Source organism: Streptomyces sp. 3MP-14, from assembly GCF_006334905.2.
Taxonomy (GTDB): domain Bacteria; phylum Actinomycetota; class Actinomycetes; order Streptomycetales; family Streptomycetaceae; genus Streptomyces; species Streptomyces triticirhizae.
Map to the genome: position 1 here is coordinate 243,270 of NZ_VDLZ02000009.1, position 25,023 is coordinate 268,292.

The 25,023-nt window shown below is 73.0% G+C and carries 23 protein-coding genes; 7 read left to right on the forward strand and 16 right to left on the reverse strand.

The annotated features are described in order from the left end of the window. The first annotated feature begins 31 nt into the window (after positions 1-31). Entirely contained in the window at positions 32-847 is an 816-nt protein-coding gene (locus FH609_RS31705) for a VanZ family protein (RefSeq protein WP_226961746.1), read from the forward strand. Between the two features lie 181 nt (positions 848-1,028). Here FH609_RS31705 and FH609_RS17125 read toward each other — a convergent pair whose 3' ends face one another. Further along, positions 1,029-1,418: a hypothetical protein gene (locus FH609_RS17125; RefSeq protein WP_139668433.1), complete on the reverse strand. Its 390-nt coding sequence runs from the start codon at positions 1,416-1,418 to the stop codon at positions 1,029-1,031. A 166-nt stretch (positions 1,419-1,584) separates the two neighbouring features. Continuing rightward, a complete protein-coding gene (locus FH609_RS17130; RefSeq protein WP_139668579.1) occupies positions 1,585-2,724 on the reverse strand; it encodes an adenosine deaminase in 1,140 nt (379 codons plus the stop codon). A gap of 346 nt (positions 2,725-3,070) precedes the next feature. On the opposite strand from FH609_RS17130, the gene FH609_RS17135 reads away from it, so the two are divergent. Further along, positions 3,071-4,042 carry a phosphotransferase family protein gene (locus FH609_RS17135; RefSeq protein ID WP_405378981.1) on the forward strand — a complete coding sequence of 324 codons (972 nt, stop codon included), beginning with the start codon at positions 3,071-3,073 and terminating at the stop codon, positions 4,040-4,042. 538 nt (positions 4,043-4,580) lie between these two features. Here FH609_RS17135 and FH609_RS17140 read toward each other — a convergent pair. Continuing rightward, positions 4,581-5,696: a LysR family transcriptional regulator gene (locus FH609_RS17140; protein WP_405378984.1), complete on the reverse strand. Its 1,116-nt coding sequence runs from the start codon at positions 5,694-5,696 to the stop codon at positions 4,581-4,583. Between the two features lie 35 nt (positions 5,697-5,731). Between FH609_RS17140 and FH609_RS17145 the strand changes: the two genes are divergently transcribed. The 3 genes from FH609_RS17145 to FH609_RS17155 all read left to right on the forward strand — a co-directional run bounded on the left by FH609_RS17145 (position 5,732) and on the right by FH609_RS17155 (position 7,774). Further along, entirely contained in the window at positions 5,732-6,991 is a 1,260-nt protein-coding gene (locus FH609_RS17145; RefSeq protein WP_139668436.1) for an MFS transporter, read from the forward strand. A gap of 109 nt (positions 6,992-7,100) precedes the next feature. Next, complete coding sequence (locus tag FH609_RS17150; protein ID WP_139668438.1) at positions 7,101-7,364, forward strand: CopG family transcriptional regulator; 264 nt, start codon at positions 7,101-7,103, stop codon at positions 7,362-7,364. Beyond that, entirely contained in the window at positions 7,361-7,774 is a 414-nt protein-coding gene (locus FH609_RS17155) for a type II toxin-antitoxin system VapC family toxin (RefSeq protein WP_139668440.1), read from the forward strand. Before FH609_RS17150 ends, FH609_RS17155 begins: the two co-directional genes overlap by 4 nt. A 435-nt stretch (positions 7,775-8,209) precedes the next feature. Here FH609_RS17155 and FH609_RS17160 read toward each other — a convergent pair whose 3' ends face one another. The 3 genes from FH609_RS17160 to FH609_RS17170 form a co-directional block, all read right to left on the reverse strand. Continuing rightward, positions 8,210-8,707, reverse strand: a complete 498-nt coding sequence (locus tag FH609_RS17160) for an SAM-dependent methyltransferase (RefSeq protein WP_139668442.1) — start codon at positions 8,705-8,707, stop codon at positions 8,210-8,212. Between the two features lie 137 nt (positions 8,708-8,844). After that, positions 8,845-9,159 carry a 4a-hydroxytetrahydrobiopterin dehydratase gene (locus tag FH609_RS17165; protein ID WP_139668444.1) on the reverse strand — a complete coding sequence of 105 codons (315 nt, stop codon included), beginning with the start codon at positions 9,157-9,159 and terminating at the stop codon, positions 8,845-8,847. Between the two features lies 1 nt (position 9,160). Beyond that, positions 9,161-10,150 (reverse strand): Twin-arginine translocation pathway signal, encoded by a 990-nt coding sequence (locus FH609_RS17170; RefSeq protein WP_226961747.1) that lies wholly within the window; start codon positions 10,148-10,150, stop codon positions 9,161-9,163. A 495-nt stretch (positions 10,151-10,645) separates the two neighbouring features. On the opposite strand from FH609_RS17170, the gene FH609_RS17175 reads away from it, so the two are divergent. Continuing rightward, a complete protein-coding gene (locus FH609_RS17175; RefSeq protein ID WP_139668448.1) occupies positions 10,646-11,329 on the forward strand; it encodes a hypothetical protein in 684 nt (227 codons plus the stop codon). Between the two features lie 66 nt (positions 11,330-11,395). Here FH609_RS17175 and FH609_RS17180 read toward each other — a convergent pair whose 3' ends face one another. Both FH609_RS17180 and mgtE read right to left on the reverse strand, forming a co-directional pair. Beyond that, on the reverse strand, positions 11,396-12,562 hold the full coding sequence (locus tag FH609_RS17180; RefSeq protein ID WP_139668450.1) for an amidohydrolase family protein: 1,167 nt from the start codon (positions 12,560-12,562) through the stop codon (positions 11,396-11,398). Between the two features lie 38 nt (positions 12,563-12,600). Beyond that, a complete protein-coding gene (gene mgtE, locus FH609_RS17185; protein WP_139668452.1) occupies positions 12,601-13,926 on the reverse strand; it encodes a magnesium transporter in 1,326 nt (441 codons plus the stop codon). 475 nt (positions 13,927-14,401) lie between these two features. Between mgtE and FH609_RS17190 the strand changes: the two genes are divergently transcribed. Further along, positions 14,402-14,878: a carboxymuconolactone decarboxylase family protein gene (locus tag FH609_RS17190; protein WP_139668454.1), complete on the forward strand. Its 477-nt coding sequence runs from the start codon at positions 14,402-14,404 to the stop codon at positions 14,876-14,878. A 248-nt stretch (positions 14,879-15,126) separates the two neighbouring features. Here FH609_RS17190 and FH609_RS17195 read toward each other — a convergent pair whose 3' ends face one another. From FH609_RS17195 to FH609_RS17230, 8 genes are all read right to left on the reverse strand, one after another. Beyond that, complete coding sequence (locus tag FH609_RS17195; protein ID WP_139668456.1) at positions 15,127-16,413, reverse strand: thymidine phosphorylase; 1,287 nt, start codon at positions 16,411-16,413, stop codon at positions 15,127-15,129. Between the two features lie 34 nt (positions 16,414-16,447). Then, a complete protein-coding gene (locus FH609_RS17200; RefSeq protein ID WP_139668459.1) occupies positions 16,448-16,849 on the reverse strand; it encodes a cytidine deaminase in 402 nt (133 codons plus the stop codon). Beyond that, complete coding sequence (locus tag FH609_RS31715) at positions 16,846-18,129, reverse strand: ABC transporter permease (RefSeq protein ID WP_226961748.1); 1,284 nt, start codon at positions 18,127-18,129, stop codon at positions 16,846-16,848. Before FH609_RS31715 ends, FH609_RS17200 begins: the two co-directional genes overlap by 4 nt. Beyond that, positions 18,126-19,271: an ABC transporter permease gene (locus FH609_RS17210; RefSeq protein WP_139668460.1), complete on the reverse strand. Its 1,146-nt coding sequence runs from the start codon at positions 19,269-19,271 to the stop codon at positions 18,126-18,128. The genes FH609_RS31715 and FH609_RS17210 overlap by 4 nt, the downstream gene beginning before the upstream one ends. Next, complete coding sequence (locus FH609_RS17215) at positions 19,268-20,881, reverse strand: ABC transporter ATP-binding protein (protein ID WP_226961749.1); 1,614 nt, start codon at positions 20,879-20,881, stop codon at positions 19,268-19,270. The genes FH609_RS17210 and FH609_RS17215 overlap by 4 nt, the downstream gene beginning before the upstream one ends. A 245-nt stretch (positions 20,882-21,126) precedes the next feature. Next, positions 21,127-22,167 carry a BMP family lipoprotein gene (locus FH609_RS17220; protein WP_139668464.1) on the reverse strand — a complete coding sequence of 347 codons (1,041 nt, stop codon included), beginning with the start codon at positions 22,165-22,167 and terminating at the stop codon, positions 21,127-21,129. Positions 22,168-22,358: 191 nt separating this feature from the next. Then, positions 22,359-23,558, reverse strand: coding sequence for an amidohydrolase (locus FH609_RS17225; protein ID WP_139668466.1), 1,200 nt, complete (start codon positions 23,556-23,558; stop codon positions 22,359-22,361). 372 nt (positions 23,559-23,930) lie between these two features. Then, on the reverse strand, positions 23,931-25,007 hold the full coding sequence (locus FH609_RS17230; RefSeq protein WP_139668468.1) for a hypothetical protein: 1,077 nt from the start codon (positions 25,005-25,007) through the stop codon (positions 23,931-23,933). Between the last annotated feature and the right edge of the window lie 16 nt (positions 25,008-25,023).

Consider the following 25,023-nt stretch of genomic DNA (forward strand, 5'->3'; position numbering starts at 1 on the left):
CGGGCTCGCGCGGGCGGGCGTCCCTCTCTGCGTGCGGCCACTTCCTGCGGGCTCAGCCGAGCCGACGCCACCCGCCGGCAACCGCCCCGCCGAGCGCCCCGCCCGGGGAGGGGAGACGAGCGGGCGCCGCCCACGCGTCCCCGCACGGGCCCGGCTGGCCGCCTCGGTCCTCCTGCTCGGCTACCTGGGCCTGGTCACCTGGCTGGCGCTGCGCCCGTTGAGCATGTTGTGGGTCTCCCCCGCCAACCTCGAACCGCTCTCCACCATCCGCTCCGACCTCGCGCGCGGGCCCGAGGAGGCCGGCCGCACCCTGGCCGCCGGGCTGCTGCGCCTTGCCCCGCTCGGCGTGCTGCTGCCGCTGGTCGGCGCCCAACTCGGCGGCGGGCGGCTGATGTCGCTGGCCCGCACGGTGTTCGTCGGCACGATGGTCTCTCTCGCGCTCGAGTGCGGCCAGACGTTGACGCCCAGCCGGGTCAGCGACATCGACTCGGTGCTCCTCAACACCGTGGGCGTGGCCCTGACCCATCAGCTCTGCTACGGGCCGCTGCGCCGGTTCGCGCCGCTCGCCGCGCCGCCGTTCGAGCCGCCGTCCGAGCCGCCGGCGGCCGGCCGGGCCCCGACGACGCCGCCCGTTCCCCGCGCGGCCTGCCGCCCCAGGACCCACGCCGGGCACCGGACGACGCCAGGAACGCGCCCCGCAGGACCGCCCGTTCCCCGCCCCCAGCACCCGCCGCAGCACCAGCCGCCGCACCCGCCGCAACACCAGCCGCAGCACCTCCCGGGCGAGCGGCGCCCCGCAGCGGCCCACGAGCCGGCGGTCAACACCCCGCTGGAGGCGACGGGTTGACGCCGCCCCGAGGGAACGCCCCGGCCGCGGCAACGCGAAGGGCCGCACTCCCCGGGGGTGGCGGGGGCAGTGCGGCCCTTGCCCGACCACCGATCGGCGGCGGTCGGGAGGCCCCAGGCGCAAGGAGGAGACTAGGACCGAGCGCGGGGCGGTCTCTGGAGGGTCAGCCGATGGCCTGACGTCAGCCGAGGGCGCCGAGCGCGCCGGTCACGGTGCCGGCCGCGCCGGAGACGCCGCCGAGGCTGTCGACCGTGCCGAGCGCGCCGGGGGCCAGGCCACCGAGCAGGTTGGTGGCGTCCGCGACGCCGGTGGTGTGGGTGAGGGTCTCGGTGGCGGCGTTCAGCGCGCCGTTGGTCGGAGTCGCCTCCAGCAGCTGCTCGCTGACGCCGCCGACCTCCTGGCCCGCCACCTGGTCCACGGTGTCCTGGACCGGAACGGAGTTCGCCACCTCGCCCGTGGCCGACGCCAGGCCCTCGTTGAGGCTCATGGCGGAGGCGGAGCCGGCAGCGGTCGCGGCGAACGCGGCACCGAGGGCGGCCACACCGAGCGTCTTGGCGGTTGCGTGCTTCATCAGTTGGACTTCCTTGGGTGTGTTTGGTGAGCGGCGAGCCCGAAGGTAGCCAGGGAAAACCCGCCGTGGCAATGAATCGAAAAGTGTGCCGCCGCTCGAAACTCACCCCACCGGCCGAGCGCGCACCCGACCGGCGCCCGCCCCACCCGTTCCGCGAAACCGCAGCTCAGGACGGTAGTTCGCGCTCGTTATGGAACAGCCATGCGGAGCGCAGCGCCGCGTATCCGGGCTTGATCACGTCATTGATGAGGGCGAGACGTTCGTCGAAAGGAATGAATGCGGACTTCATCGCATTGACCGTGAACCACTGAAGGTCGTCCAGCGTGTAGCCGAATGCCTGTACCAGATGGGTGAATTCGCGACTCAGGCTGGTGTCACTCATCAACCGGTTGTCGGTGTTGACCGTGGCCCGGAAGTGCAGCCGGCGCAGCAGTCCGATCGGATGCTCGGCGTACGAACGGGCGGCGCCGGTCTGGAGGTTGGAGGTCGGGCACAGCTCCAGCGGGATGCGCTTGTCCCGCACATAGGCCGCCAGCCGGCCCAGCCGCACCGATCCGTCCTCGGCGACCTCGATGTCGTCGATGATCCGCACCCCGTGCCCCAGCCGGTCCGCACCGCACCACTGGAGCGCCTGCCAGATGGACGGCAGGCCGAACGCCTCGCCGGCGTGGATCGTGAAGTGGTTGTTCTCCCGCTTGAGGAACTCGAACGCGTCCAGGTGCCGGGTGGGCGGGAAGCCGGCCTCGGCGCCCGCGATGTCGAAGCCGACCACGCCCGACTCCCGGTGTTCGTTGGCCAGTTCGGCGATCTCCAACGAACGGGCCGCGTGCCGCATCGCGGTCAGCAGCGCCCCCACCCGAATCCGCCGCCCGCTGGCCACGGCCCGCCGCTCCCCCTCCCGGAAGCCGGCGTTGACCGCCTCGACGACCTCGGTCAACGTCAGCCCGCCGGCGAGGTGTTGCTCCGGCGCGTAGCGGACCTCCGCGTAGACCACGCCGTCCTCGGCCAGGTCCTCGACACACTCGGCCGCGACCCGGCGCAGCGCCTCGGCGCTCTGCATCACGGCGGTGGTGTGCGCGAAGGTTTCCAGGTACCGCTCCAACGAACCGGAGTCGGCCGCCGCCAGGAACCACGCGCGCAGCGCGTCCGGGTCCTCGGTCGGCAGCTCCGAGTACCCCTGCTCGCGGGCGAGTTCGACGACGGTGGCGGGCCGCAGCCCGCCGTCCAGATGGTCGTGGAGCAGCGCCTTGGGCGCCAGCCGGATCTGCTCCTCGGTCGGCGCCGAGGCCCGGACGGAGGCCCGCAGGGAGGCCCGGACGGACGGCGGGGCGGAACGGTCAGCGGACGCGGGGCCCCGCGCGGGCGCCGGCCCGCGCGGGGCTTCGGGGGTTTGGGGGGTCTGGGAGGTCACGGGTCAACTGTACTTCCTACGCGCGTAGATCGGCCTGGCGGCGGGCCTCGGGAGCGGCGGGGTGGTGGACGGCGGGGCGCCGTTGCCGGGTGGCGCCTGCGGCGGGCCGGAGGGAAAGGGCGGCCGGAGGTGGACAGCGGGGTACCGGCTGTGAGTTGGGGTTGGGGTTGGGGGGCGTCGCCGGGGGGGCATCCGGTGAAACTCTTTGCGGGCGGCCCCGTTCGGCTGGTGTGCTGGCCGGGTGTCCGCACACGAGGAGTTCCCTGACAGCCCGGCGGCGAGCGTCCGGCCGTTGACGTTGGCCTGGGGCAACCGGCACCTGGCGGCCGGCGAACGGATCACCGGGACCGAGGCGCTGCGCGGCGGGATCACCGCCGAGATGCGGCGGCTGACCGTTCGCGCGCCGAACGGCGACACCCGTCACCTGGTGCTGCGGACCGTCGTCGACGCGGACGACGCCGACGACTGGTTGCACCGGGAGGCCGGTGCCCTGACCCTGCTCGCGGGGACCGACGTGCCGGCCCCCGCGCTGGTCGCGGTCGATCCGACCGCCGCGCACTGCGAGTTCCCCTCGTTGCTCATGACGCGGCTGCCCGGCCGGACGGTCCTCGACGACGCGGGGGTGGCGGCCCGCGTCCCGCTGCTGGCGCGGCAGCTCGTGGCGATCCACGCGGTGCGGCCGGCCCAACGGCCCCGGGAGTACCGGGCGTTGACGACCGCCGACACGGTCGTCGTTCCGCCGGGCGGCGACGCGGCGGCGTGGACTGCGGCGATCGACCTGATCCGCGAGCCGGCGCCCGCCTACGAGGGGCGGTTCCTGCACCGGGACTTCCAGCCGGGCAACGTGCTGTTCGACGTTCCGCCGGCGGGCTCGCCGTCCGCCGCCCGGATCACCGGGGTCGTCGACTGGGCGACGCCGTCCTGGGGCCCGGCGGACTTCGACGTAGCGCACTGCGCGACCAACCTCGCGGTGCTGCACGGCCCGGAGTGGGGTTTCCGGTTCGCCGACGCGTACGAGGAGGCCGGCGGGGTGTTGGCGGCGTCCGAACGCGAACGGCGGTACTGGCGGGTGCGGGACGCGCTGGCGCTGTCGGAGGAGGTGTCGTTGGTCTCGGGTCCTTGGCGCGAGGCGGGGCGGACCGAGCTGACGCCGGGCGCGGTGGCGGAACGACTGGATGCCTATGTCACGGCGGTGATGAACGCGGAGGTGTGAGCGAACCATGTCCCGGGCGCGGCCCGGGACATGGAGCGGGCCCGGCCCGCAGGGCGCCGGCTCCGGAGCGGCCCACCCCCCAAACGTCGCGCAGTTCCCCGCGCCCCCAAACGCCCACCCACCCCAGGGGCGCGGGACCCGCACCCGACCACGCGCCTGCCCACCCCCTCACCGTTGCCGCCTGCGCCCCGTCCCCCATACATCGCGCAGTTCCCCGCGCCCCCTAAACGCCCACCCACCCCAGGGGCGCGGGACCCGCACCCGACCACGCGCCTGCCCACCCCCTCACCGTTGCCGCCTGCGCCCCGTCCCCCATACATCGCGCAGTTCCCCGCGCCCCCTAAACGCCCACCCACCCCAGGGGCGCGGGGAACTGCGCGAGCAACCCTCACCCCACCCGCAACCGACCACGCGTCTCGTCGACCAGCACCGGCTCGCTAAAAGCGCCCCATCAGAGCCAACCGGTCCGCCCACGCCCGGCCGGCCGCCCAGGCCGCCCGGGCCCCCAGGGCCCGGCGGCCCCCGCCCCGTGGGGCGCTCACCCCGAGGTGAGCGCCCCCCTGCGGCTGAGCAGAAAGCGGCGGAAGGCCGTCACCGGCGCCGTCTCCGGGCGGCCGGCCATCCAGGCCACGCCGATCTCCCGCACCGCGCGCGGCGCCGTGACGGTCAGGTCGTGAACTCCCGGCCTGGGCACGGTCGGTGGCGGCAGCAGCGCCACCCCGAGCCCGGCCGCGACCAGCCCGCGCAGCGTCTCCGGCTCCTCGCCCTCGAACGCGATGCGTGGCCGGAACCCGGCCTGCGCGCAGAGCGCGTCCGTGAGCCGGCGCAGCCCGTACCCCGGTTCCAGGGTGACGAAAGACTCCTCGGCGGTCTCCGCGAGCCGGACGCGGCGGCGGCCGGCGAGCCGGTGGTCGGTGGGGACGACGAGGGAGAGCCGCTGTTCGTCGAGCCGTCTGGTGACCAGGTCGGGGGCGTCGGGGACGGGCGAGGTGAGGCAGAGGTCCAGTTCGCCGGCCCGCATCCGTTCGATCATGTCCTCGCCGTAGCTCTGCACCAGCGCGAACCTGACCCTCGGGTGGGTCTCCCGGAACGCGCGGATCAGCGCGGGCATGGTCTCCGGGCCCATGGTGTGCAGGAAGCCGAAGGCGACCTTGCCGGCGCCCGGGTCCGCGTCGGCGCGCGCGGTCTCGGCGGCGCGGGCGACGTCGGCGAGCGCGCGTTCCACGGAACGGGCGAACGCGCGGCCCACCGGCGTGAGGGAGACGGTGCGGCCGTGCCGGGCCAGCAGGTCCACGCCGAGGTCGGCCTCCAGGCGGGCGATGGCCCGGCTGAGCGTCGGCTGGGGAACGCCCAACTCCCGCGCCGCCTGGGTGATGTGTTCATGCCGGGCGACCCCGGCGAACTGCGCCAGCCGGGGCGCCAGCAGCGCCGCCGGCGCGTCCGCCGCCAGCTCCGCGACCTCGGCGGCCGGCGCCGCGCCCCCCTCGCCACCGGGCCCGGAACCCGACCCGGAACCCGACCCGGAACCCGACCCCGCCCCAGACCCAGACCCAGACCCCGTTACGGAAGTGTCTTTCCCGTTGCGGAACGATGACACGAACCCCTCCCTCCTGCGGTCATACGACAGTGCATCGATTCTGGCACCTTCTCGCATTGGACGTCATAAGAGCGCCGCCGTACGTTCGAGCCATGCCCACCGTCGATACCAGGGCTCCCGCCACCTCGGGAGCCTCAGCTCCGCCGTTCGTTCACCCACAACGCACCCGGATCAACCTGGCGCTCTTCGCCATCGGCATGGCGACCTTCGCGATGCTGTTCTCCACCCAGGCCCTGCTGCCGGACATCGCGGCCGCCTACGCGGTCTCGCCCGACCGGGCCAGCTGGACCGTCTCGGCCACCACCGTCGGGCTGGCCCTGGCCGTGGTGCCGCTGTCCACGCTGTCGGAACGGTTCGGCCGCGTGCGGCTGATGACCGTCTCCGTCGCGACGGCCGCCGGGCTGGCGCTGCTGCTGCCGCTGGCGCCCGACCTGAACAGCCTGATCGCGCTGCGCGCGCTCCAGGGCGCGGCGATCGCGGGCATCCCGGCGTCGGCGGTGGCGTATCTCTCCGAGGAGTTGGATGCGCGGGCGACGGTCGGCGCGATCGGCCTGTTCATCGCGGGCAACAGCGTGGGCGGCATGTCGGGGCGGGTGCTCACCGGCTGGGTGGCCGAGGGCGCTGGCTGGCGCGCGGCGCTGGCGGCGGTGGCCGCGTTGGCGGTGGTCGCCGCGTTGACCTTCCGGCTGCTGCTGCCGAAGGCGCGGTTCTTCACCCCGGCCTCGCTGCGGCCCCGGGCTGTGCTGGACTCGGTCGTCGGGCACCTGCGCCGGCCGCTGCTGCTGCGGCTGTACGCGATCGGGCTGCTGCTGATGGCGGCGTTCAGCGCGGTGTACACGGTGATCGGGTTCCGGCTGGTCGCCGAGCCGTTCGGCCTGTCGGCCGGGCTCGCCGGCTCGGTCTTCGTGATCTACCTGGTGGGCACGGTCTCCTCCGCCGTCTCCGGCCCGGTGCTGGGCCGGCTGGGCCGGCGCGGCGCGCTCTATGTGGCGATCGGCACCACGGTCGTCGGCCTGCTGCTGACGCTGACCGCTTCGCTGCCGGCCGTGCTGGCCGGGTTGGTGCTGATCACCGGCGGGTTCTTCTTCGGCCACGCGGTCGCCTCCGGCTCGGTGAGCCGGGTCGCCACCCACGGCAGGGCCCAGGCGTCCGCGCTCTACCAGGTCGCGTACTACCTGGGCGCCAGCGTCGGCGGAACGGCGGGCGCGGCGGTCTACCACCGGGCCGAGTGGTCGGGCCTCGTGGCGTTCGCGCTGGTGGCGCTGGTGACCACCGGGTTGATCACCCTCTACGCGACGGCCCGTGCCCGCACCGCGCCGGCGGCCACGCTGGAGCCGGGCCTGGCGGCCTGAGCCCCGGCCCCACCCGGACCCGGGCACCGGGGACGGCGGTCGGGGCCGCCCCCGGTGCTCACGGTTCGACAGGGGAAAGCTGGGTGGGATGAGCGGTAGCATAACGAGTATGAGCGAGCCCACCGGCAAGTACTCCATCACGATGCCACGTGACATCGCGGAGGCCGCCCGCGCCCGCGGCGGACCGTCCGGCCTCTCGTCCTACGTCACCGCCGCCGTGGCCCGGCAGATCGAGCGCGACAAGCTCGACGAGCTGATCGCCGCGGGTGAGGCCGAGCACGGGCCGATCACCGAGGAGGAGATCGACGCCCTGGAAGATCAGCTGGAACAGGCGCGACGTGAGCAGAGGCAGGGCCGGACGAACGCCGCATGACCCGGCCCCGCCCCACGATGGGTGGCACACTGGCGCTGGACTGCGAGGGCTTGGCCAAGGCCGTCCAGCGCGACCGAACAGTGAACGCCTGGCTGGCCCTCGCGCGCCGCCACGACCTTCGCGTGATCACCTCGGCAGCCACTCTCGTCGAAGTGGCCCACCCACGCGTCAACCACGCTGCCCTGGCGTGGACGCTGTCCCGCCTGATCGTCGAGCCCGTGACGGAGCCCATCGCTCGCCGCGCCACAACTCTCCTGAGCCGGGCGGGACTTCACGGACACAAGCACGCCATCGACGCCATGTTCGCCGCGACCGTTCTCGCCACTTCCGGACGAGCGACCGTGCTCACCTCCGACCCGGACGACCTGCTGGCCCTCTGTGGCGATCAGGTCACGGTCATCAAGGTCTGATGAGGTTTCGCCCGAGAGATCAACGGCCCGGACAACCATCGGGTCTCAGTGACCGCTTCACTCGCCATGCCGCGCGGGCTACCGCTGCTCGTACTTAACCGGCGCCCGCAACCACCTTGCGCCGCCCGCCCGTTCCCCACCGTCGGCTCGGGCCCACGCCCAGGAGGCTTCATGCGGATTCTCGTCACCGGCGCCACCGGCGCCACCGGCTTCATCGGGGGCACGATCGCGGTACGGCTCGCCGCGGCGGGGGCACCGGGGCGCGGGGCTGACCCGGAACCCGGCCAGGGCGGAGACACGGCCACACTGGGCATCGAGCCGATGGTGGGCGACCTAAACGACGCCGTGTACGGCGAGGACATCATGGCCCCGGGCAGCGGCTGGCAGCCGGCCGCCGACAAGGCGCCCCGGCCCACGCCGGGGCGCGCCGCGCGATCAGTCCCGGCCGTCGTGCCCGGGGGCGTAGTAGTCGGCCAACATCTCGGTGGGCCAGGCCGGTTGACGCACCTCGCCGCGCGGACCCAGCTCCGCGACCCAGGGCTTGATGTCGAGGACGGGCGTGCCGTCCACGGCGTCGAGATCCTCGACATGGAGGTCGAGCCCGTCGACCTTCAGCAGGCGGCAACGGGAGACGCCCAGCGAGTTGAGGCGCAGCATGTTCCGCTGGGCGAAGATGCCGGTGGCCGGCCAGGCCGGGTTGTTCCTGGGATGCCGGACCTCGGAGTGAGGCTCGACCGGCCCGTCCACCTCGGTCAGATGGAATCGGTAGACGACCTCAAGGTGCGAGAACTCCTCCAACCCGACGACAGACCCCGCACCGAACCGCTCGGAGTCGATCCGCACGATCGCCCGCGTGCCACCCCAGTAGTCATCCGTCGGCTCGACCCGCCCACCCACCACCCGGGCAACAGGCACCACCGTGAACTCGGACATCGTTCTCCTCCACCACGCTCAGGCCTGCGAACGAACGAAGCCCCGCTCCTGCCTGTCCGCCGCCCTCAGCCTATCCGCGACGTCCACGACGCCCCGAACACCCGTAGTGGCCAGCGCCGTTGACGAGGCCGCGTCCCCTATGCGGCCGTCGCTCTGTGCGCTGCGGCAATGTCGTCGATGCGGGCGGCGAGGTCGAAGTCGGCGGCCGTCAGACGGTTGCCCGCGTCGTGCGTGGTGATCGCGAACCGTACGCGATCCCACCGCAGGTCGATGTCCGCATGGTGGCCGATCAGCCGCTCGATGTCCGCCACATGAACGATCAACGCCACACCCCCGTGGTACCGGATGCCGAACGTGCGGGTGATCGCCTCCCCCTCCCGCCGCCACCCCGGAACCCGCGCCAGCCGCTCACCGATCTCCGTCTCGGTCAACGGAACGGGCGTTCCACTCATGTCATCCCCTTCCGTCCAACGGCCCCAACACGTCGGCGAGGTCCCTACCCGCAGCAGATCCCCGCCATGGCCGCATCGCCCCTTCCAACGCCGTCAGTTCGCGTCGCATTCGCAGTGACCCCGTGTCCAGCGCGATCCGGGTGGCCTCCCGTGCCGCGACCACCGCACGGTCCGGGTCCCGCTCCGTCGCCGCCGCGCGGGCACGGCGCGCGAGGTAGACGCCCCGATCCCGCCGAGCCGTCGCGGGCACGTCGGCGAGCACCTGATCCCACAGTGCCCCGGCCTCTCGTCCCAAACCCAGCCGTCCGTAGCAGGTGGCCCGCTGGATCTCCAGGTAACCAGGCGTTCGACGGCAGGCGTTGCCCCACGACAGTTCATCGTCCACGTGCGGCAGCAGCTTCGCCGCCTGATCGATCAGGCCGTCGACCGCCGTCCGATCTCCCATGAGCGAGGCACCGTGCGCGTTCTGTTGCAGGGCCAACACCTTCACCTTGGCCGTCAGCTTCCGGCTGTCTTCCAGGGTCGCCTCGCACAGGTCGACCACCCCCGCTCCGTCCCCCAGGTCCGTGCGCACCTGCGCCTGGTTGACCAGGCTGTAACCGATCAGTTGGGGATCGCGCGATCGCATCGCCACCTCCTGGGTGACGCCTCGCCAGAACGTCGCGCCCGCCAAGTCGCCGGCGTCCTGGTAGAGCCAGCCCACCAGCGCGGCGTACGCGACTCCGACGCGCAGAAGCCCAGGCCGAGTCTCGCCCACCGCCGAGCGCACCAGGCGGTCGATCAGCTCGTACTGCGCGGAGACGGTACCGATCAGATCGTGGGGACCAAGCAGCATGTCCGCCCGGTAGTGCCCCGCCAGTTGCTGTTCGAAATAGTCGATGAGCGCCGGATCGACGTGCTTCGCCGGAGTCGGGCCAACGGTCAGGGCCGCCGCAGCGACCGACACGAACGCGCGCCGGTTCACCTCATCGCTCCCGTCCTCGTCCTTCACACCGGGTTCCGCTCGGGCCCATCCCTCGGGCGGCACGAAGCCGAGATCCTCCGGCCAGCGTCCGAAAGCCGCGTGGAGGGCCGTCGCGTAGTCCTCACGGGGCCACCCGGGGCGGGCGGACTCCCAACGTCGCCAGGTTCGGGGCGAGACCTCGAAGTGGGGGTCGTCAAGCGCCTCACGTCCCGCCGCCGACACTCCCCGGGACGCCGCCTCGCCCGAACGCCAGCCACGGCGCAACCTGGCCGAGCGCAACGCGTGGTTGCCGTACATGTCCCCAGTCTGAGCCGTCACCGCCGACATCACCTCTCCTGGCCTTGAAGTGGCCACCAATGGCCGCGCCTTGGCCTAGTGCCGCGATGCGCCGCTGACGATCATCTCTCGTGTAGCTACGCAGCGTCCGTGAGTTGTGACAGACGAGGCGAGGCCACCGCCGATCACCGGCCCCACTCCACCCGACGGAACACGTCCCGTCCCCTCTCGAAAGGCCGACTCGCCATGCCCGATCTGCTCCCCCGCGACGACGTCACCACCTGGGGGCCGCGTCAGGTCCCTGTCCCCTACGCCACCCACTGGACCGGCGAGGACGTCACCGCCTCCCGCATCGTCCTACGCCCCGACTTCGCCGGCATCCGCTACCCCGACGAGACGCCCACCGACCGCGACGCCCACGGCGTGCTGTGGGGCCGCGTCCGCCAGGACCCCGGCGCCGGCAAGCCCGACTTCCAGGCCCTCCACCCCAACCGCCAACGCCGCACGATGGAACACCGGCTGTGCCAGGTCTGCGCCCAGCCCGCCAGCCACAACCGCGACGGCTGGCTCTTCCTCCTCAACGCCGACCACGACCACAACGGCGACACCGACACCGACACCGACCGCGCCGGGTTCGAAGGGGCCCTGGTCACCAAGCCACCGCTCTGCCTGCCCTGCGCCCAACTCGCCACCCACCACTGCCCCCACCTCACCCGCCCCACCGCCATCCGCTCCCGACGCCCAAGGGTCTGGGGCGTCTTCGGCACCCTCTACACCCTCACCCCCGCCGCCCGACTCCAACCCCACCACGACCTCCACCTCCCCTACACCCACCCAGCCCTCCCCTGGTTCCTCGCCAGCCAACTCGTCACCGAGCTCAAACGGTGCACCACCGTCGACCTCACCACCGAGTTCCAGGCCCTGCGCTGAACCGCACCCACCACGCCCCCCATCGACCACGCCCCCATCGACCACGCGGCCGGCGCGGCCGCCCCGTCAGCCGCGAGGCCGCGCGGCCTCGCGGCCCCCGCGCCAGACCGCGCGGACGCGGGCGGCCAGGGACTCCGTCGCCAGGTCGGTGCCGGCGAGCAGCACCAGGTCGGCGCGCTTGCCAACGGCTATCTCGCCCCGGTCGTCCTGGAGTCGGAGCAGCCGCGCCGCGTCCAGCGTGGCCGCGCGCAGCGCGCCGGCCTGGCCGAGGCCGGCCTCGGCCAGATAGTGGATCTCGCGCAGCGCCTCCGCATAGGGCCGCACCGGCGCGTCCGTGCCCATGGCGACGGGAACGCCGGCGGCCAGGGCGAGTTGGACGGCGCGCCGGTGGTCGGCGGCGTGCGCCGTCGGCTCCCCGTGCGAGGTGGAGAGCGTCGGAACGAGCCAGGTGCCGGCCTCGGCCATCGCCGAGACGGCGCGTTCGTCGAGGAACGTGCCGTGTTCCACGCTGCGCGCGCCGGCGCGGGCGGCCTGTTCGGCGGCGCGCGCGCCATGCGCGTGCACCATCACGCCCCGCCCGCCCTGCCGTTGGGCCTCGTCGACGACGGCGCACAGTTCGGCGTCGGTGAGTTGAAGGTCGTGAACGCCGCGCCCCAGGGACAGCGAGCCGGTCGCGGTCACCTTGATCCAGTCCGCCCCGGCGCGCACCATCCGGCGCACGGCGGCGCGCGCCTGGTCGGGGCCGTCGAAGACGGGATCGGGCAGCGCGGGATCGCCGAAGCTGTCGACGGGCCCGTAGCGCGGCGCCCAGTGGTCGCCGATGCCACCCGTGGTGCACACCTGCCGGAGCGAGAGCAACACCTCCGGCCCCTCGAACCAGCCGCGTTCCAGGGCGATCCGCAGCCCCGCGTCCGCGCCCCAGGCGTCGCGCACGGTGGTGATCCCCTGGTCGAGCAGCGCGCGCAGCGCCGGCACCGCCGAGAGGGCGCGCAGCGAACGCGGCCGCGCCTCCGGCGCGTCGTGCGCGCCCAGCGAGGCGCCCAGGCAGACATGCGCGTGGCAGTCGACAAAGCCCGGCACCAGCAGCCCGCCGGCGCAGTCCACGGCCGCGTCGCCGTCAAGCCCGGTGCCCACGGCGGCGATGCGTTCGCCCTCCAGCAGCACATCGGCCCGTTCGGTCCGGCCGGACGCGACATCGAGTACGGCCGCCCCGGTCAGCAGCACACGGGTCATCGTTCCCCACCGTTCCGGCGCTCTGGATAACCGGGTCCCTAGATGCCCAGCACCACCTTGGCCGTGCTGAAGTAGATCACCAGGCCCGTGGCGTCCACCAGGGTGGTCACCATGGGCGCGGAGACGACGGCCGGGTCGATGCGGAGCTTCTTCGCGAGCAGCGGCATCATCCCGCCGACCGTGGAGGCCCAGGCGCAGATCACGATCAGGGTGAGGCCGACCACGGCGGCCACGTCCGGGTCGACGAAGAACATCCCGACCAGGAAGCCCACCACCGCCAGCATCGCGCCCAGCAGCAGCCCGGTGCGGCACTCGCGCCAGATGACCCGGAACAGGTCGGAGGTGCGGACCTCGCCGACGGCCAGCGCGCGGACGGCCGCCGTGGCGGCCTGGGCGCCGGCGTTTCCGCCGGTGCCGATCAACAGCGGGACGAAGAGCGCGAGTTGGGTGACGGCCTCCAGCTCGGCCTCGTAGAGGCGGGTGACCGAGACGGTCAGCGTGGCCGCGACCAGCAGCAGCATCAGCCACATCATCCGGGTGCGGGAGAGCCGGAAGACGCTGGCCGACATGTAGTGCCGCTCCAGCGGCTCGGAGCCGGCCTGGCGGGCGACGTCCTCGGTGTCCGCCGCCTCGATGACCTCGAACGCGTCGTCGCTGGTCAGCAGGCCGACGAGGCGGTCCTCGCTGTCCACCACCGGCAGGTCGAGGACGTTGGTCTCGCGCATCAGCCGGGCGGCGTCCTCGGCCGGCTCGGTGGCCCTGGCCATCGGCGGCGCGGTCACCACCAGGTCGGAGACCATCGCGCCCGGCTCGCTGAGGACCAGTTCGCGCAGCTCGACGATGCCGGTCAGCCGCCGGCCCCGGTCGACGACGGGCAGGGTGTAGATCGTCTCGGCGTTGCCGCCCCTGCGGCGCACCACCTCCAGCGCCTGCCCGACCGTCAACTCCTGCTGGAGGGCGACGGTCTCGGGCGTCATGAAGCGGCCGACGGAGCCCTCCGGGTAGCCCAGCAGCGCGGCGGTCATCTGCCGTTCGTGGGCGCTGAGTCCGGCGAGCACGCGCTTGGCGACCTTGGCCGGGGCCTCCTTGAGCATCCGGGCCCGGTCGTCGGGGTCCATGTGTTCGACCAGGTCGCGGAACGCCTGGTCCCGCAGGCCCTGGAGGATCTCCTGCTGGTCGACCGGGTCCAGCTCCTCGAACACCTCGAGGGCGCGGTCCTTGTCCAGCAAGCGGAAGGTGATGACGGACTGCACGGCGTCCATGCGGGCGATCTCGTCCGCGATGGCGTAGGGCGGCTGGGTCTCCAGCCACTCCAGGGCGCCGGCCAGGTCCTGCTCGTCCAAGAGCATGGGAAGGTGCGTCATGACGGGGGAACCCCCTGGGAACGAGAAGCGGCCACGGACATCCGGTGTGCGCGCACACGCCCAGCGCCCCAGGTGGTGTCGCTACCTGGGCGGAAGAGCGTGGCGCGGTGGATGACTGGGAGGTTCACTGCGCATCGCAGCAACACCTCCCGCCGTCTCGTTCCTTCGATGCCACGGCAAAGCGTACTAGCCACAACGGCCGATCATGCCAAGGAATCCGACATTCCGGACGGCGCTCACGCCACGATCCGGCAAACGCCGTCCCGCCGGCGCGCGGGGATGCGCCAGCGCGCGCCAGCGGGCCGACGGGGCGCGCGAACAACTCGGGGGCGCGCGCGGAGCGTTGTGCGACAGGACGAGACGGGGGTCACGCCGGAACGTGTCACATTCCGGCGGCTGACGTGGTCTTAAAGGGGTGAGGGCGTCGGAAGCGACGGCGCCGCAGACCGTTCGGCAACGACGAGGGAGTCACCCCATGGACGCGCGTCTCAACATGTTCGGGAACGAGCTGGCCGCCAGGATCGGCAAGCATCTGGTCGGGGCGAACCAGGCGATCGCGGGCACGGACCTGCCGGCCAGCACCCAGGAGCTGGTGAAGATCCGCGCCAGCCAGATCAACGGCTGCGGCTTCTGCACCGACATGCACACCAAGGAGGCCGCGGCGGCCGGCGAGTCGGCGGTGCGGCTCCACCTGGTCGCGACCTGGCGGGAGGCCACGGTCTTCACCGCCGCCGAGCGCGCCGCGCTGGAGCTGGCCGAGGAGGGCACCAGGATCGCGGACGGGGCGGGCGGCGTCAGCGACGAGGTGTGGGCGCGGGCGGCGCAGCACTACGACGAGGAGCAGCTGACCGCGCTGGCCGGGCTGATCGCCCTGATCAACGCGTTCAACCGGCTCAACGTCATCGCGCGGACGCCGGCCGGCGACTACCAGCCCGGGCAGTTCGGGCACTGAGCGAGCCGGAGCGCGGCGCGAAGCCGGCGGCGCCTGCGTGGTGCGGAGCCGGTCCGGCGCGAAGCCGGTCCGGCCATCCGGCACGGGCGCGCGGCGCACTGCCGCCGATCCGGTGCGGAGCCGGTCGGGCGATCCGGCGCGGTGCGGAGCCGATCCGGCGCGAAGCCGGTCGGCCATCCGGCGCGGGCGCGCCGCGCCCTGACGGCGGCGCCGGGCCGCCCGCCGGTGGTCCGGGGACGCGCGCCCCGTCAGGCGATGCGGTCCAGCACGGTGGGCGGCGGAGTCCCGGTCCCGGCCTCGGCCGCCGGCAGCACCCGGATCGCCTCCCCGGTCAGCGCCTGAAGCGCCGCCTCGAACCGCTCGGGCGTGTCGGTGTGGAGGGTCATCAGGGGGGCACCCTCCACCACCGACTCGCCCGGCTTGGCGTGGAGTTCGACACCGGCCGCCGCCTGCACGCCCTCCTCCTTGCGGGCCCGACCGGCGCCCAGCCGCCAGGCGGCCAGGCCCACGGCGTAGGCGTCGAGGGTGGCCAGCACCCCGCTGGCCGGGGCCGGCACCACGTGCTGTTCCCGCGCGGTCGGCAGCGGCGCGTCCGGATCGCCGCCCTGGGCGGCGATCATCCGCCGCCAGTGGTCCATCGCCGAGCCGTCGGCCAGCGCCCGCTCCGGGTCGGCGTCCGGCAGCCCGGCGGCGTCCAGCATCTCCCTGGCCAGCGCCAGCGTCAGGTCGACGACGTCCCTCGGGCCGCCGCCGGCCAGCACCTCGACGGACTCGGCGACCTCAAGGGCGTTGCCGGCGGTGCGGCCCAGCGGCGTGGACATGTCGGTGAGCAGGGCGACGGTGCGCACCCCGTGGTCGGTGCCGAGACCGACCATGGTCTCGGCCAACGCCCGCGCGTCGTCGAGGGTCTTCATGAAGGCGCCCGAGCCCACCTTGACGTCGAGGACCAGCGAGCCGGTGCCCTCGGCGATCTTCTTCGACATGATCGAGGAGGCGATCAGCGGCAGCGACTCCACGGTCCCGGTGACGTCCCGCAGCGCGTAGAGCTTGCGGTCGGCCGGGGCCAGCCCCTCCCCCGCCGCGCAGACCACGGCGCCCACCTCGTCGAGGACCCGCAGCAGCTGGGCGTTGTCCAGCCGGGCCCGCCAGCCCGGGATGGACTCCAGCTTGTCGAGGGTGCCGCCGGTGTGCCCGAGGCCCCGGCCCGACAGCTGGGGAACGGCCGCGCCGCAGGCGGCGACCAGCGGCGCCAACGGCAGGGTGATCTTGTCGCCGACGCCGCCCGTCGAGTGCTTGTCCACCGTCGGGCGGGACAGCGCGCGGAAGTCCATCCGCTCCCCCGAGGCGATCATGGCCGCCGTCCAGCGGGCGATCTCCCGGCGCTCCATCCCGTTGAGCAGGATGGCCATGGCCAGCGCCGACATCTGCTCGTCGGCGACGTCGCCGGCGGTGTAGGCGGCCACCACCCAGTCGATCTGGGCGTCGCTGAGCGCCCCGCCGTCGCGTTTGGTGCGGATGATCGAGATGACGTCCATGTCAGATGCGCGTCCGTGGAGGTGAGAGTGGCGGTCAGGGGCGGTCGTCGAAGTCCCAGGAGTCGGGGAGGAGTTCGGCCAGCGGGCGGGGCCCGCCGGGCAGGTCGACCAGCAGCTCGGGGCCGCCGTGCTCCATCAGCAGCTGCCGGCAGCGGCCGCACGGGGTAATGGTCGCGTCGGAGCCGTTGCGGCAGGTGAAGTGCGTCAGCCGGCCACCGCCCGAGGCGTGCAGCGCGGAGACCAGGCCGCACTCGGCGCAGAGCGTCAGGCCGTAGGAGGCGTTCTCCACGTTGCAGCCGACGACCGTGCGGCCGTCGTCCACCAGCGCGGCGGCCCCGACCGGGTACTTCGAGTAGGGGGCGTAGGCCCGGGACCTGGCGTCCCGGGCCGCCGCGCGGAGCGCGTCCCAGTCGGGGGCGGCGGATTCGGCGGTCAACTGTCCTGTCCTCGTCGGTAGGGCTTGCCGACCGCCCGTGGCACGCGCAGCCGTTGCGCGAAGAGCGTCAGCACCAGCAGGGTCGTCAGATACGGGCTGGCGGTGACCAGTTCCAGCGGCATCGTGTCGGTGGCCGCGTACCAGGCCCACAGCAGCACGGCGGTGCCGGCCAGCGCGAACGCCACCACCCTACGGCCCCGCAGGTACTGCCAGACGGAGAGCCCCAGCAGCAGCAGCGCGAAGAGCAGCAGCGTCGCGTGGACCACCGCGCCGCCGCCCCTGGTCTGGAGCGCGTCCATGAAGCCGAACAGGCCGGCGCCGGCCGCGACCCCGCCGGGCCGCCAGTTGCCGAAGATCATGGTGGCCAGGCCCAGATAGCCGCGCCCGCCGGTCTGCCCGTCCTGGTACATCCGGATCAGCACCGCGAGATAGGCGCCGCCCAGGCCGGCGAGGCCGCCGGAGACCGCGAGGGCCAGGTACTTGTAGAGGTAGACGTTGACCCCGAGCGACTCGGTGGCCTGCGGGTTCTCGCCGCAGGACCGCAGCCGCAGCCCGAACGAGGTGCGCCACAGCAGCAGGTAGGTGCCGACGAACAGCAGCACGGCGAGCACCGTCAGCCAGGACACGTTGTGCACCAGGGCGCGCGCGATGCCGGCGGTGTCCGAGACCAGGAACCAGTGCTTGTCGGCCAGGTCGCCCAGCCAGTCGGAGAGGCCGGGCACGCTGAACGGCTCGATGCGTTCCATCGGCGGCGACTGCTTGTCGTTGCCGCCGGCCGCCGCCGCCTCGCTGCCCTCGCCGCCGAACCACTGCTTGGCGAGGAACTGCACCACGCCCAGCGCCAGGATGTTGATGGCGACGCCGGAGACGATGTGGTCGACGCCGAAGGTCACGGTCGCGACCGCGTGCACCAGCCCGCCCAGCGCGCCGCCCACGATGCCGGCGGCCACCGCCGCCCACGGCCCGTGCTGCCAGCCGATCCAGCCGGCGGCGAACAGGCCGAGCATCATCATGCCTTCGAGGCCGATGTTGATCACGCCGGAGCGCTCGGCCCACAGCCCGCCCAGCCCGGCCAGGCCGATCGGCACGGCGAAGGTCATCGCCGAGACCCACTGGTCGGTGCCGGTGAGGCTGTTCTCGTCGGTGATCACGCGGACCAGCGAGAGCAGCAGCAGCGCGCCGGCGACCAGCAGCAACGCCATCGGATAGGTCAGGCCGCGCCGGCCGCCCTCCACCGGGCCACGGACCCGTTCGGCGAGGGCGTTCAGGGTGGTGGTCACGCGGACACCTCCGCCTGGTCGTTGTCGCTCTTCCGCGCCTGGGCGAGCTTCTCGCCGACCAGGCGTTGCTGGCGGCGCACGCCCCAGCGGCGCACCAGCTCGTAGGCGACGACCACGGAGAGCACGATGACGCCCTGCATCACCCCGACGATCTCCTGGTCGAAGCCCTCGAACTCCAGCTGGGTGCCGGTGCGTTCGAGGAACGCCCACAGCAGCGCGGCGAAGCCCATGCCGATCGCGTGGTTGCGGCCCAGCAGCGCGATGGCGATGCCGGTGAAGCCGAGGCCCTCGGGGAAGTCGTTGCCGTAGTTGCCCGACTCGTTGAGCAGCGTCGGCATCCCCACCAGGCCGGCGACCGCGCCGGACAGCAGCATCGCGGTGACCACGGTGCGGGTCACGCTCACGCCGCTGGCCTCGGCGGCCGACTCGGAACGGCCCACCGCCCGCAGGTCGAACCCGAAGCGGGTGCGGGTCAGCACGAACCAGTAGGCCGCGCCGATCAGCACCGCGATCAGCACCGTGCCGTGGATGGGCTGCACGCTGGTCGCGAACTCGAAGAAGTAACTGGAGCCCGGGATGTCCGGGGTGTGCACGATGTTGCCCTCGCGCTCGGCGAGCCGCCCCTCCTGGAGGAAGTAGGCGATCAGCGAGCCGGCGATGAAGTTCAGCATGATGGTGGTGATCACCTCGCTGACACCCCTGGTCGCCTTGAGGTAGCCGGCGATGCCGGCCCAGATGCCGCCGCAGACCATCGCGACCAGCAGGATCACCGGGATCTGCACGAAGCCGGGCAGGCTGAGCGCCCCGCCGACCACGGCGGCGAAGAACGCGGCGACCCGGTACTGGCCGTCGACCCCGATGTTGAAGAGGTTCATCCGGAAGCCGATGGCGACGGCGACCGCCGAGAGGTAGTACGGGATCGCCTTGTTGATGATCCAGACCTGGCTGTCGCTCTTGATGCCGAAGTCGAACATCACGGAGAACGCGGTGAACGGGTTGTCGCCGGTCACGACCATCACCAGCGAGGTGATGGCCATCGCGGTGAGCAGCGCCAGCAGTGGGGCGGCCACGCCGAGGATCAGCTTCTCGCGCTGCCGCTCGTTCAGCCGGCCGGCGACGAACCCGGGCTTTCCGACGGTCATCGCGCGCCTCCCTCGGGTCCTTCGGGTCGCTCGGAGTCGCCGGACTCCGCGCCGGACGCGGGGTCCGACCCCGCGTCGGAACCCGTCTCGCCCTGCTCGGCCGTCAGATGGCCGCTGGCGGTGCCGGTCATGGCGGTGCCCAGCTCCTCGGGGGTGATGGTGGCGGGGTCCGCGTCCGCGACCAGCCGGCCCCGGTACATCACCCGCAGGCTGTCGGAGAGCCCGATCAGCTCGTCCAGGTCGGCCGAGATCAGCAGCACGGCCAGGCCCTCGTGCCGGGCGCGGCGGATCTCGTCCCAGATCCGGGCCTGCGCGCCGACGTCCACGCCGCGCGTGGGGTGGGCCGCGATCAGCACCTTGGGGCGATGGCTCATCTCCCGGCCGACGATCAGCTTCTGCTGGTTGCCGCCGGAGAGCGAGCCGGCCGTGACCTCGATCCCGGGCGTGCGCACGTCGTACTCCTCGACGATGCGCCGGGTGTCGGCCCTGGCGGCGGCCGCCGTCAGCCACGGGCCACGGGAGTTGGGCGCCTCGGTGACATGGCCCAGCATCCGGTTCTCCCACAGCGGGGCGTCCAGCAGCAGCCCGTGCCGGTGCCGGTCCTCGGGAACGTAGCCGATGCCGGCCTCGCGGCGGCGCCGCGTCGAGGCGCCGGAGATCTCCTCGCCGTCCAGCGTGATCGTCCCGCCGTCCGGGACGCGCACGCCCATCACGGCCTCGACCAGCTCGGCCTGCCCGTTGCCCTCCACGCCGGCGATGCCCAGCACCTCGCCCCGGTGGATGGTGAAGTCGATGTCGGCCAGCACCTCGCGGCGCAGCCCGTCGGAGTCGGTGCCCGACAGGTGCAGCCCGGAGACGGTGAGCATCGGCTCGTCGGTGACGGTGGACTCGCGGGTGGCGGGCGTCGGCAGTTCGCTGCCGACCATCAGCTCGGCGAGCTGCTTCGGGTTGGTGTCCGCCGGCAGCACGCTGCCGACGGTGGTGCCGCGCCGGATCACCGTGATCTCGTCGGCGACCGACAGCACCTCGCCCAGCTTGTGCGAGATGAACAGCACGGTCAGGCCCTCGGCGGTGAGGCCGCGCAGGTTGTGGAAGAGCGCGTCCACCTCCTGCGGCACCAGCACGGCCGTCGGCTCGTCGAGGATCAGGGTGCGGGCGCCCCGGTAGAGGACCTTGAGGATCTCCACGCGCTGCCGGTCGGCGACGCCGATGTCCTCGACGAGGACGTCGGGGCGGACGTTCAGCCCGTAGGTCTCGGAGAGCTCGGCGATCCGGCGGCGGGCGCGGGAGCCGATGCCGTGCGCCTTCTCGGCGCCCAGCACCACGTTCTCCAGCACGGTCAGGTTGTCGGCGAGCATGAAGTGCTGGTGCACCATGCCGATCCCGCAGGCGATGGCCTCGGCCGGGCCCTTGAACGAGACCCGCCGCCCGTCGATCTCGATGGTGCCCTCGTCGGGGCGCTGCATCCCGTAGAGGATCTTCATCAGGGTGGACTTGCCGGCACCGTTCTCGCCGACCAGGGCGTGCACGGTGCCGCGCCGCACGGTGATGTCGATGTCGTGGTTGGCGACCACGCCGGGGAAGCGTTTGGTGATGCCGCGCAGGGCCACCGCGGGGACGTCGGGGGTGCCGGCGTCCTCGGCGGCCGGGCGCCGGCTGCTGGAGGCTGGGATGACGCACTCTCCTCGGGAGCGAAGGAGCGGGCCCCGCACGGGGGTTGGGCGGGACGGGTGGGGCAGACGGTACCGCGTGGGGAGCGGGCCGTCGCCGGCCCGTCGAGGAAGCGGACCCCGAACTCGCCGACGCCCGCGCCGTCCGCCCCGGCGTGGGGCGGGGGCGCGGGCGCCGGCGGGTGTCACGGGGTGCTGGCGACGGTGATCTCGCCGTTGACGATGCGCTCGGTGGCGGCGTCGATCTCGTCCTGGATGTCGTCGATGAACCCGCCGGAGGTGGCCAGTTCCACGCCGTTCTCGGCCAGCGTGTACTCGTGGATGCCGGACGGGGCCTCGCCGTTGTGCACGGCGGTGATGAGGTCCTCGACGGCCACGTCGACCCGCTTGACGCCGGAGGTCAGGATGGAGTCCTGGTACTCGGCGAGGCCGGGCTGTTGGTACTGGTCGGAGTCCACGCCGATCGCCCAGGCGCCCTCGACGCCGGCGACCTGCTCGATGGAGCCGGAGCCGGAGGAGCCGGCGGCGGTGTAGATGACGTCGACGTCCCGGCCGAGCATGGCGTTGGCCTTCTCGCTGGCCTTCGCCGGGTCGGCGAAGCCACGGTCGTCGTCGGCGTAGAGGTAGTCCACCTCGACCTCGACGTCCGGGTTGGTGTCGGCGACGCCCTGGACGAAGCCGGCCTCGAACTTCTGGATCAGCGGGTTGTCCACGCCGCCGATGAAGCCGACCCGGCCGGTCTCGGACTTGAGGGCGGCGGCGACGCCGGCGAGGTAGGACACCTCGTGCTCGGCGAAGACCATGCTGTAGATGTTCTCGCCCTCGGGGGCCGCGTCCACCACGCCGAAGGTGGTGTCGGGGAACTCGGCGGCGACCTCGGCGATCGCGTCACCGTAGAGGTAGCCGACGCCGATCACCGGGTTGTAGCCGGCGTTGGCCAGGCCGGTGAGGCGCTGCACGCGGTCGGCGTTGGTCTCGCCGTTGCGCGCGGTCTGGAACTCGGGGGTGATGCCCAACGCCTCGCCGGCGCGGTCGGCGCCGGTCGCGGCCGACTCGTTGAAGGAGTGGTCGTCGCGGCCACCGACGTCGAAGGCGATGCCGGGCCCCTTCTCTCCCTCGTTCTCGTTCTCGTTGGACTCGGTCGAACTCTCCCCACAGGCACTGGCGGTCAGGGCCAGCGTCGCGGCGAGGGCGACCGTTGCTGCGAACCTTGATACGCGGCGCAAGAGGACCGATCCCTTCGGGTGTGAAAGCGCCTCTTACGGCGCTGTTGGGCCGATCGTAACGCGCGTAGAACAGGGTGGCAGCCATCGTTCCGGCCCGTTATCAGATCGGTGTTAAGGCAACGTGGACGCAACACTGACGGGTGGCCCATGTCACGTTCCAGGACCACCCGTTCACCGTCATGATCAGCTCCTCAGCCGAGGAGGGCCGCGGCCGTCAGCAGGTCGACGCCGACGGAGATGGCGTGCTCGTCCACGTCGAAGTCGCCCTGGTGGATGTCCCGGGCGGCCGTCGAGGTGTCGCCCCTGGGCCGGACCCCGAGGCGGGCCATCGCGCCGGGCACCTGCTCCAGGTACCAGGAGAAGTCCTCGCCGCCCAGCGACTGCTCGGTGGACTCCACGGCGGCCGCGCCGAACCTGGCGGTCATCGCGTCGGCCAACAGCGCGGTGGACTCGGGGTCGTTGACCACCGGGGGAACGCCCCGGATGTACTGGATCTCGGACTTGGCCCGCCACAGCGTGGCCACCTCGTCGACGGCCGCGTGCACCAGGTCGGGCGCCTGCCGCCAGGTGTCCAGGTCCAGGCAGCGCATCGTGCCGGACAGCTCGGCGGTCTGCGGGATGACGTTGGGCGCGTGGCCGGTGGTCAGCCGGCCCCAGGTGACGGCGAGGCCGGCGCGGGTGTCGACGCGGCGGCTGAGCAGCGCCGGCACCTCGGTGACGACCTTGGCCGCCGCCGTGACCAGGTCGGTGGTCAGCTGCGGGCGGGCGGTGTGGCCGCCGGGGCCGGCGAGGCTGATCTCGATCCGGTCGCAGGCGGAGGTGATCGCGCCGGTGCGCAGGCCGATCCGGCCGGCCTCGACCTTCGGGTCGCAGTGCAGCGCCAGGATGCGGCCGACGCCCTGGAGCACGCGGGACTCGATGGCGTCCGTCGCGCCGCCCGGCAGGACCTCCTCCGCCGGCTGGAAGATCAGCCGCACCGGGCGGGTGAGCCGGCCCTCGGCGGCCAGCCTGGCCAGCACGAGGCCGGCGCCGAGCACGACGGTGGCGTGCACGTCGTGCCCGCAGGCGTGGGCGCGGCCGGGGACGGTGGAACGGTAGGAGACCGTCTTGGTGTCCGGGATGGGCAACGCGTCGAGGTCGGCGCGCAGCGCGAGCATCTCACCCCTGGCCCCGGGTGGCGTGACGTCGCAGACCAGGCCGGTGCCGGTGTCGAGGACGCGGGGGGCCAGGCCGGCCCGCTCCAGGCGCTCCTTGATCACGGCCGTGGTGCGTACCTCCTGGTTCCCCAGCTCGGGGTGCCGGTGGAGGTCGCGCCGGAAGGCGATCAGCTCCGCACGCAGCGCGTCGTCGAGCGTCGTGGGGGTGGACTCCGGGGACAGCAGATCACTCACGGGACCGAGGTTAGCCCCGTTCAGACCTCGATGTGCCGTGGATCATGCAAAGTTCACGCAACGGAAGCGTTGAGCGCCGATTGAGTCGTCTGACGACTGGGTATGAGTGCTCTCTTATCGGCGCTTGCGCGCGATTGCCCTGATCTTGCCCGAAGTTGCCTGCGGCGCTTTCGGGGACGACGGCGGTTCGGGGGTGGTGCGGGTGCGTTGTCGACTGCGGGTCGTCGTCGGTTGCCCGCGCAGTTCCCCGCGCCCCTGGGGCCGGTGGGCCCTTGAGGGGCGCGGGGAACTGCGCGAAGTATGGGCGGCGGGGGGCGGACGACAACGGATCAGGGAGGGCCACGGCGCGTGGTCGACTGCGGAGCGTTTCCGTCAGGGTTGGGGGGCCGGGAGGGAGACCAGGCCGTGGGTGCCTCGGGCCGTCGCCGTCACCGCGGAGAGGAACCCGCTGGCGCGGGCCGTGACCCGGTCGGTGAACCACCCTTCGGCCAGGTCACAGACCAGCACCCTGACCTGGGTGTCGGCCAGCACCCTGGGCAGCGTGTGCACCACCGTCGACGGGAAGCTCAGGATCGTGTCACCTATCGGCCCCCGCCTGGCCACCAGTTCGAGGGGGAGGTCGGGGCGGATCACCTCGACGCCGGCGTGCTCGCCGAGCCTGCGCAGCTTCTCCGCGCTCTCCCTGCGGTGGGCCCAGTAGCGGGTCACCCCGTGCTGCTCGGCCAGGTCCGTGACGGCCGCGAGATAGCGGTCCTCCCGCAGCACGCCCGTCTCGACGAGCGAGGTGCCGACCAGGTCGGCGCCCCGGGTGACCCGGGGCTGCCCGAAGTGCTGCCGGGTCCAGGGGAACGCGTTCTCCGTGACGGTGACCCCCTCCAGGGGCCGGACCGGCATCGAGGTGAAGATCTCGACCGTGCGCCCGGGCGCGGGGCTCAGCCGGTGCACCGCCCGGCGCGCGACCGGCGCGAAGAGCAGCCCGGCCGCGCCCCTGGAGGACGGCCGGTGCCAGCGCACCAGCCGTTCCCCGTTGGCGAGTTGGGAGACGAACTCCATGGTCGCCGTGCCGTCGTCGACCACCACGATGTCGCGTGGGCGGCTGAGCGACAGCAGCAGCTGGAGGTAGCGGGAGAACGGGTCGCCCACCACCAGCCGGCGGGCCCGGCGCAGCGGCCCGGCCAGCGCGGCCAGCGTCCTGGGCGGCGCACCCGCGCCGCCGCGCGCCTCCTGCCAGCGGACCTGGTGGCCCGACTCGCGGGCCAGCCGCGCCATCCGGCGCAGCTGGCCGCGCGTGGTGGGGTCGCGCGGCGGTAGGACGACCACCGCGCAGCGGCCCGGCTCGGAGGCGCTGGCCCACTCCAGGATGTTGAGCAGCTGGACGGGGCTCTCGGCGAAGGCCAGCGTCTCCGCCGCCTCGATCGGCTCGGCTGTCCTGGTCTGGGATGCGCTCATGGACCTCTCCGTGACC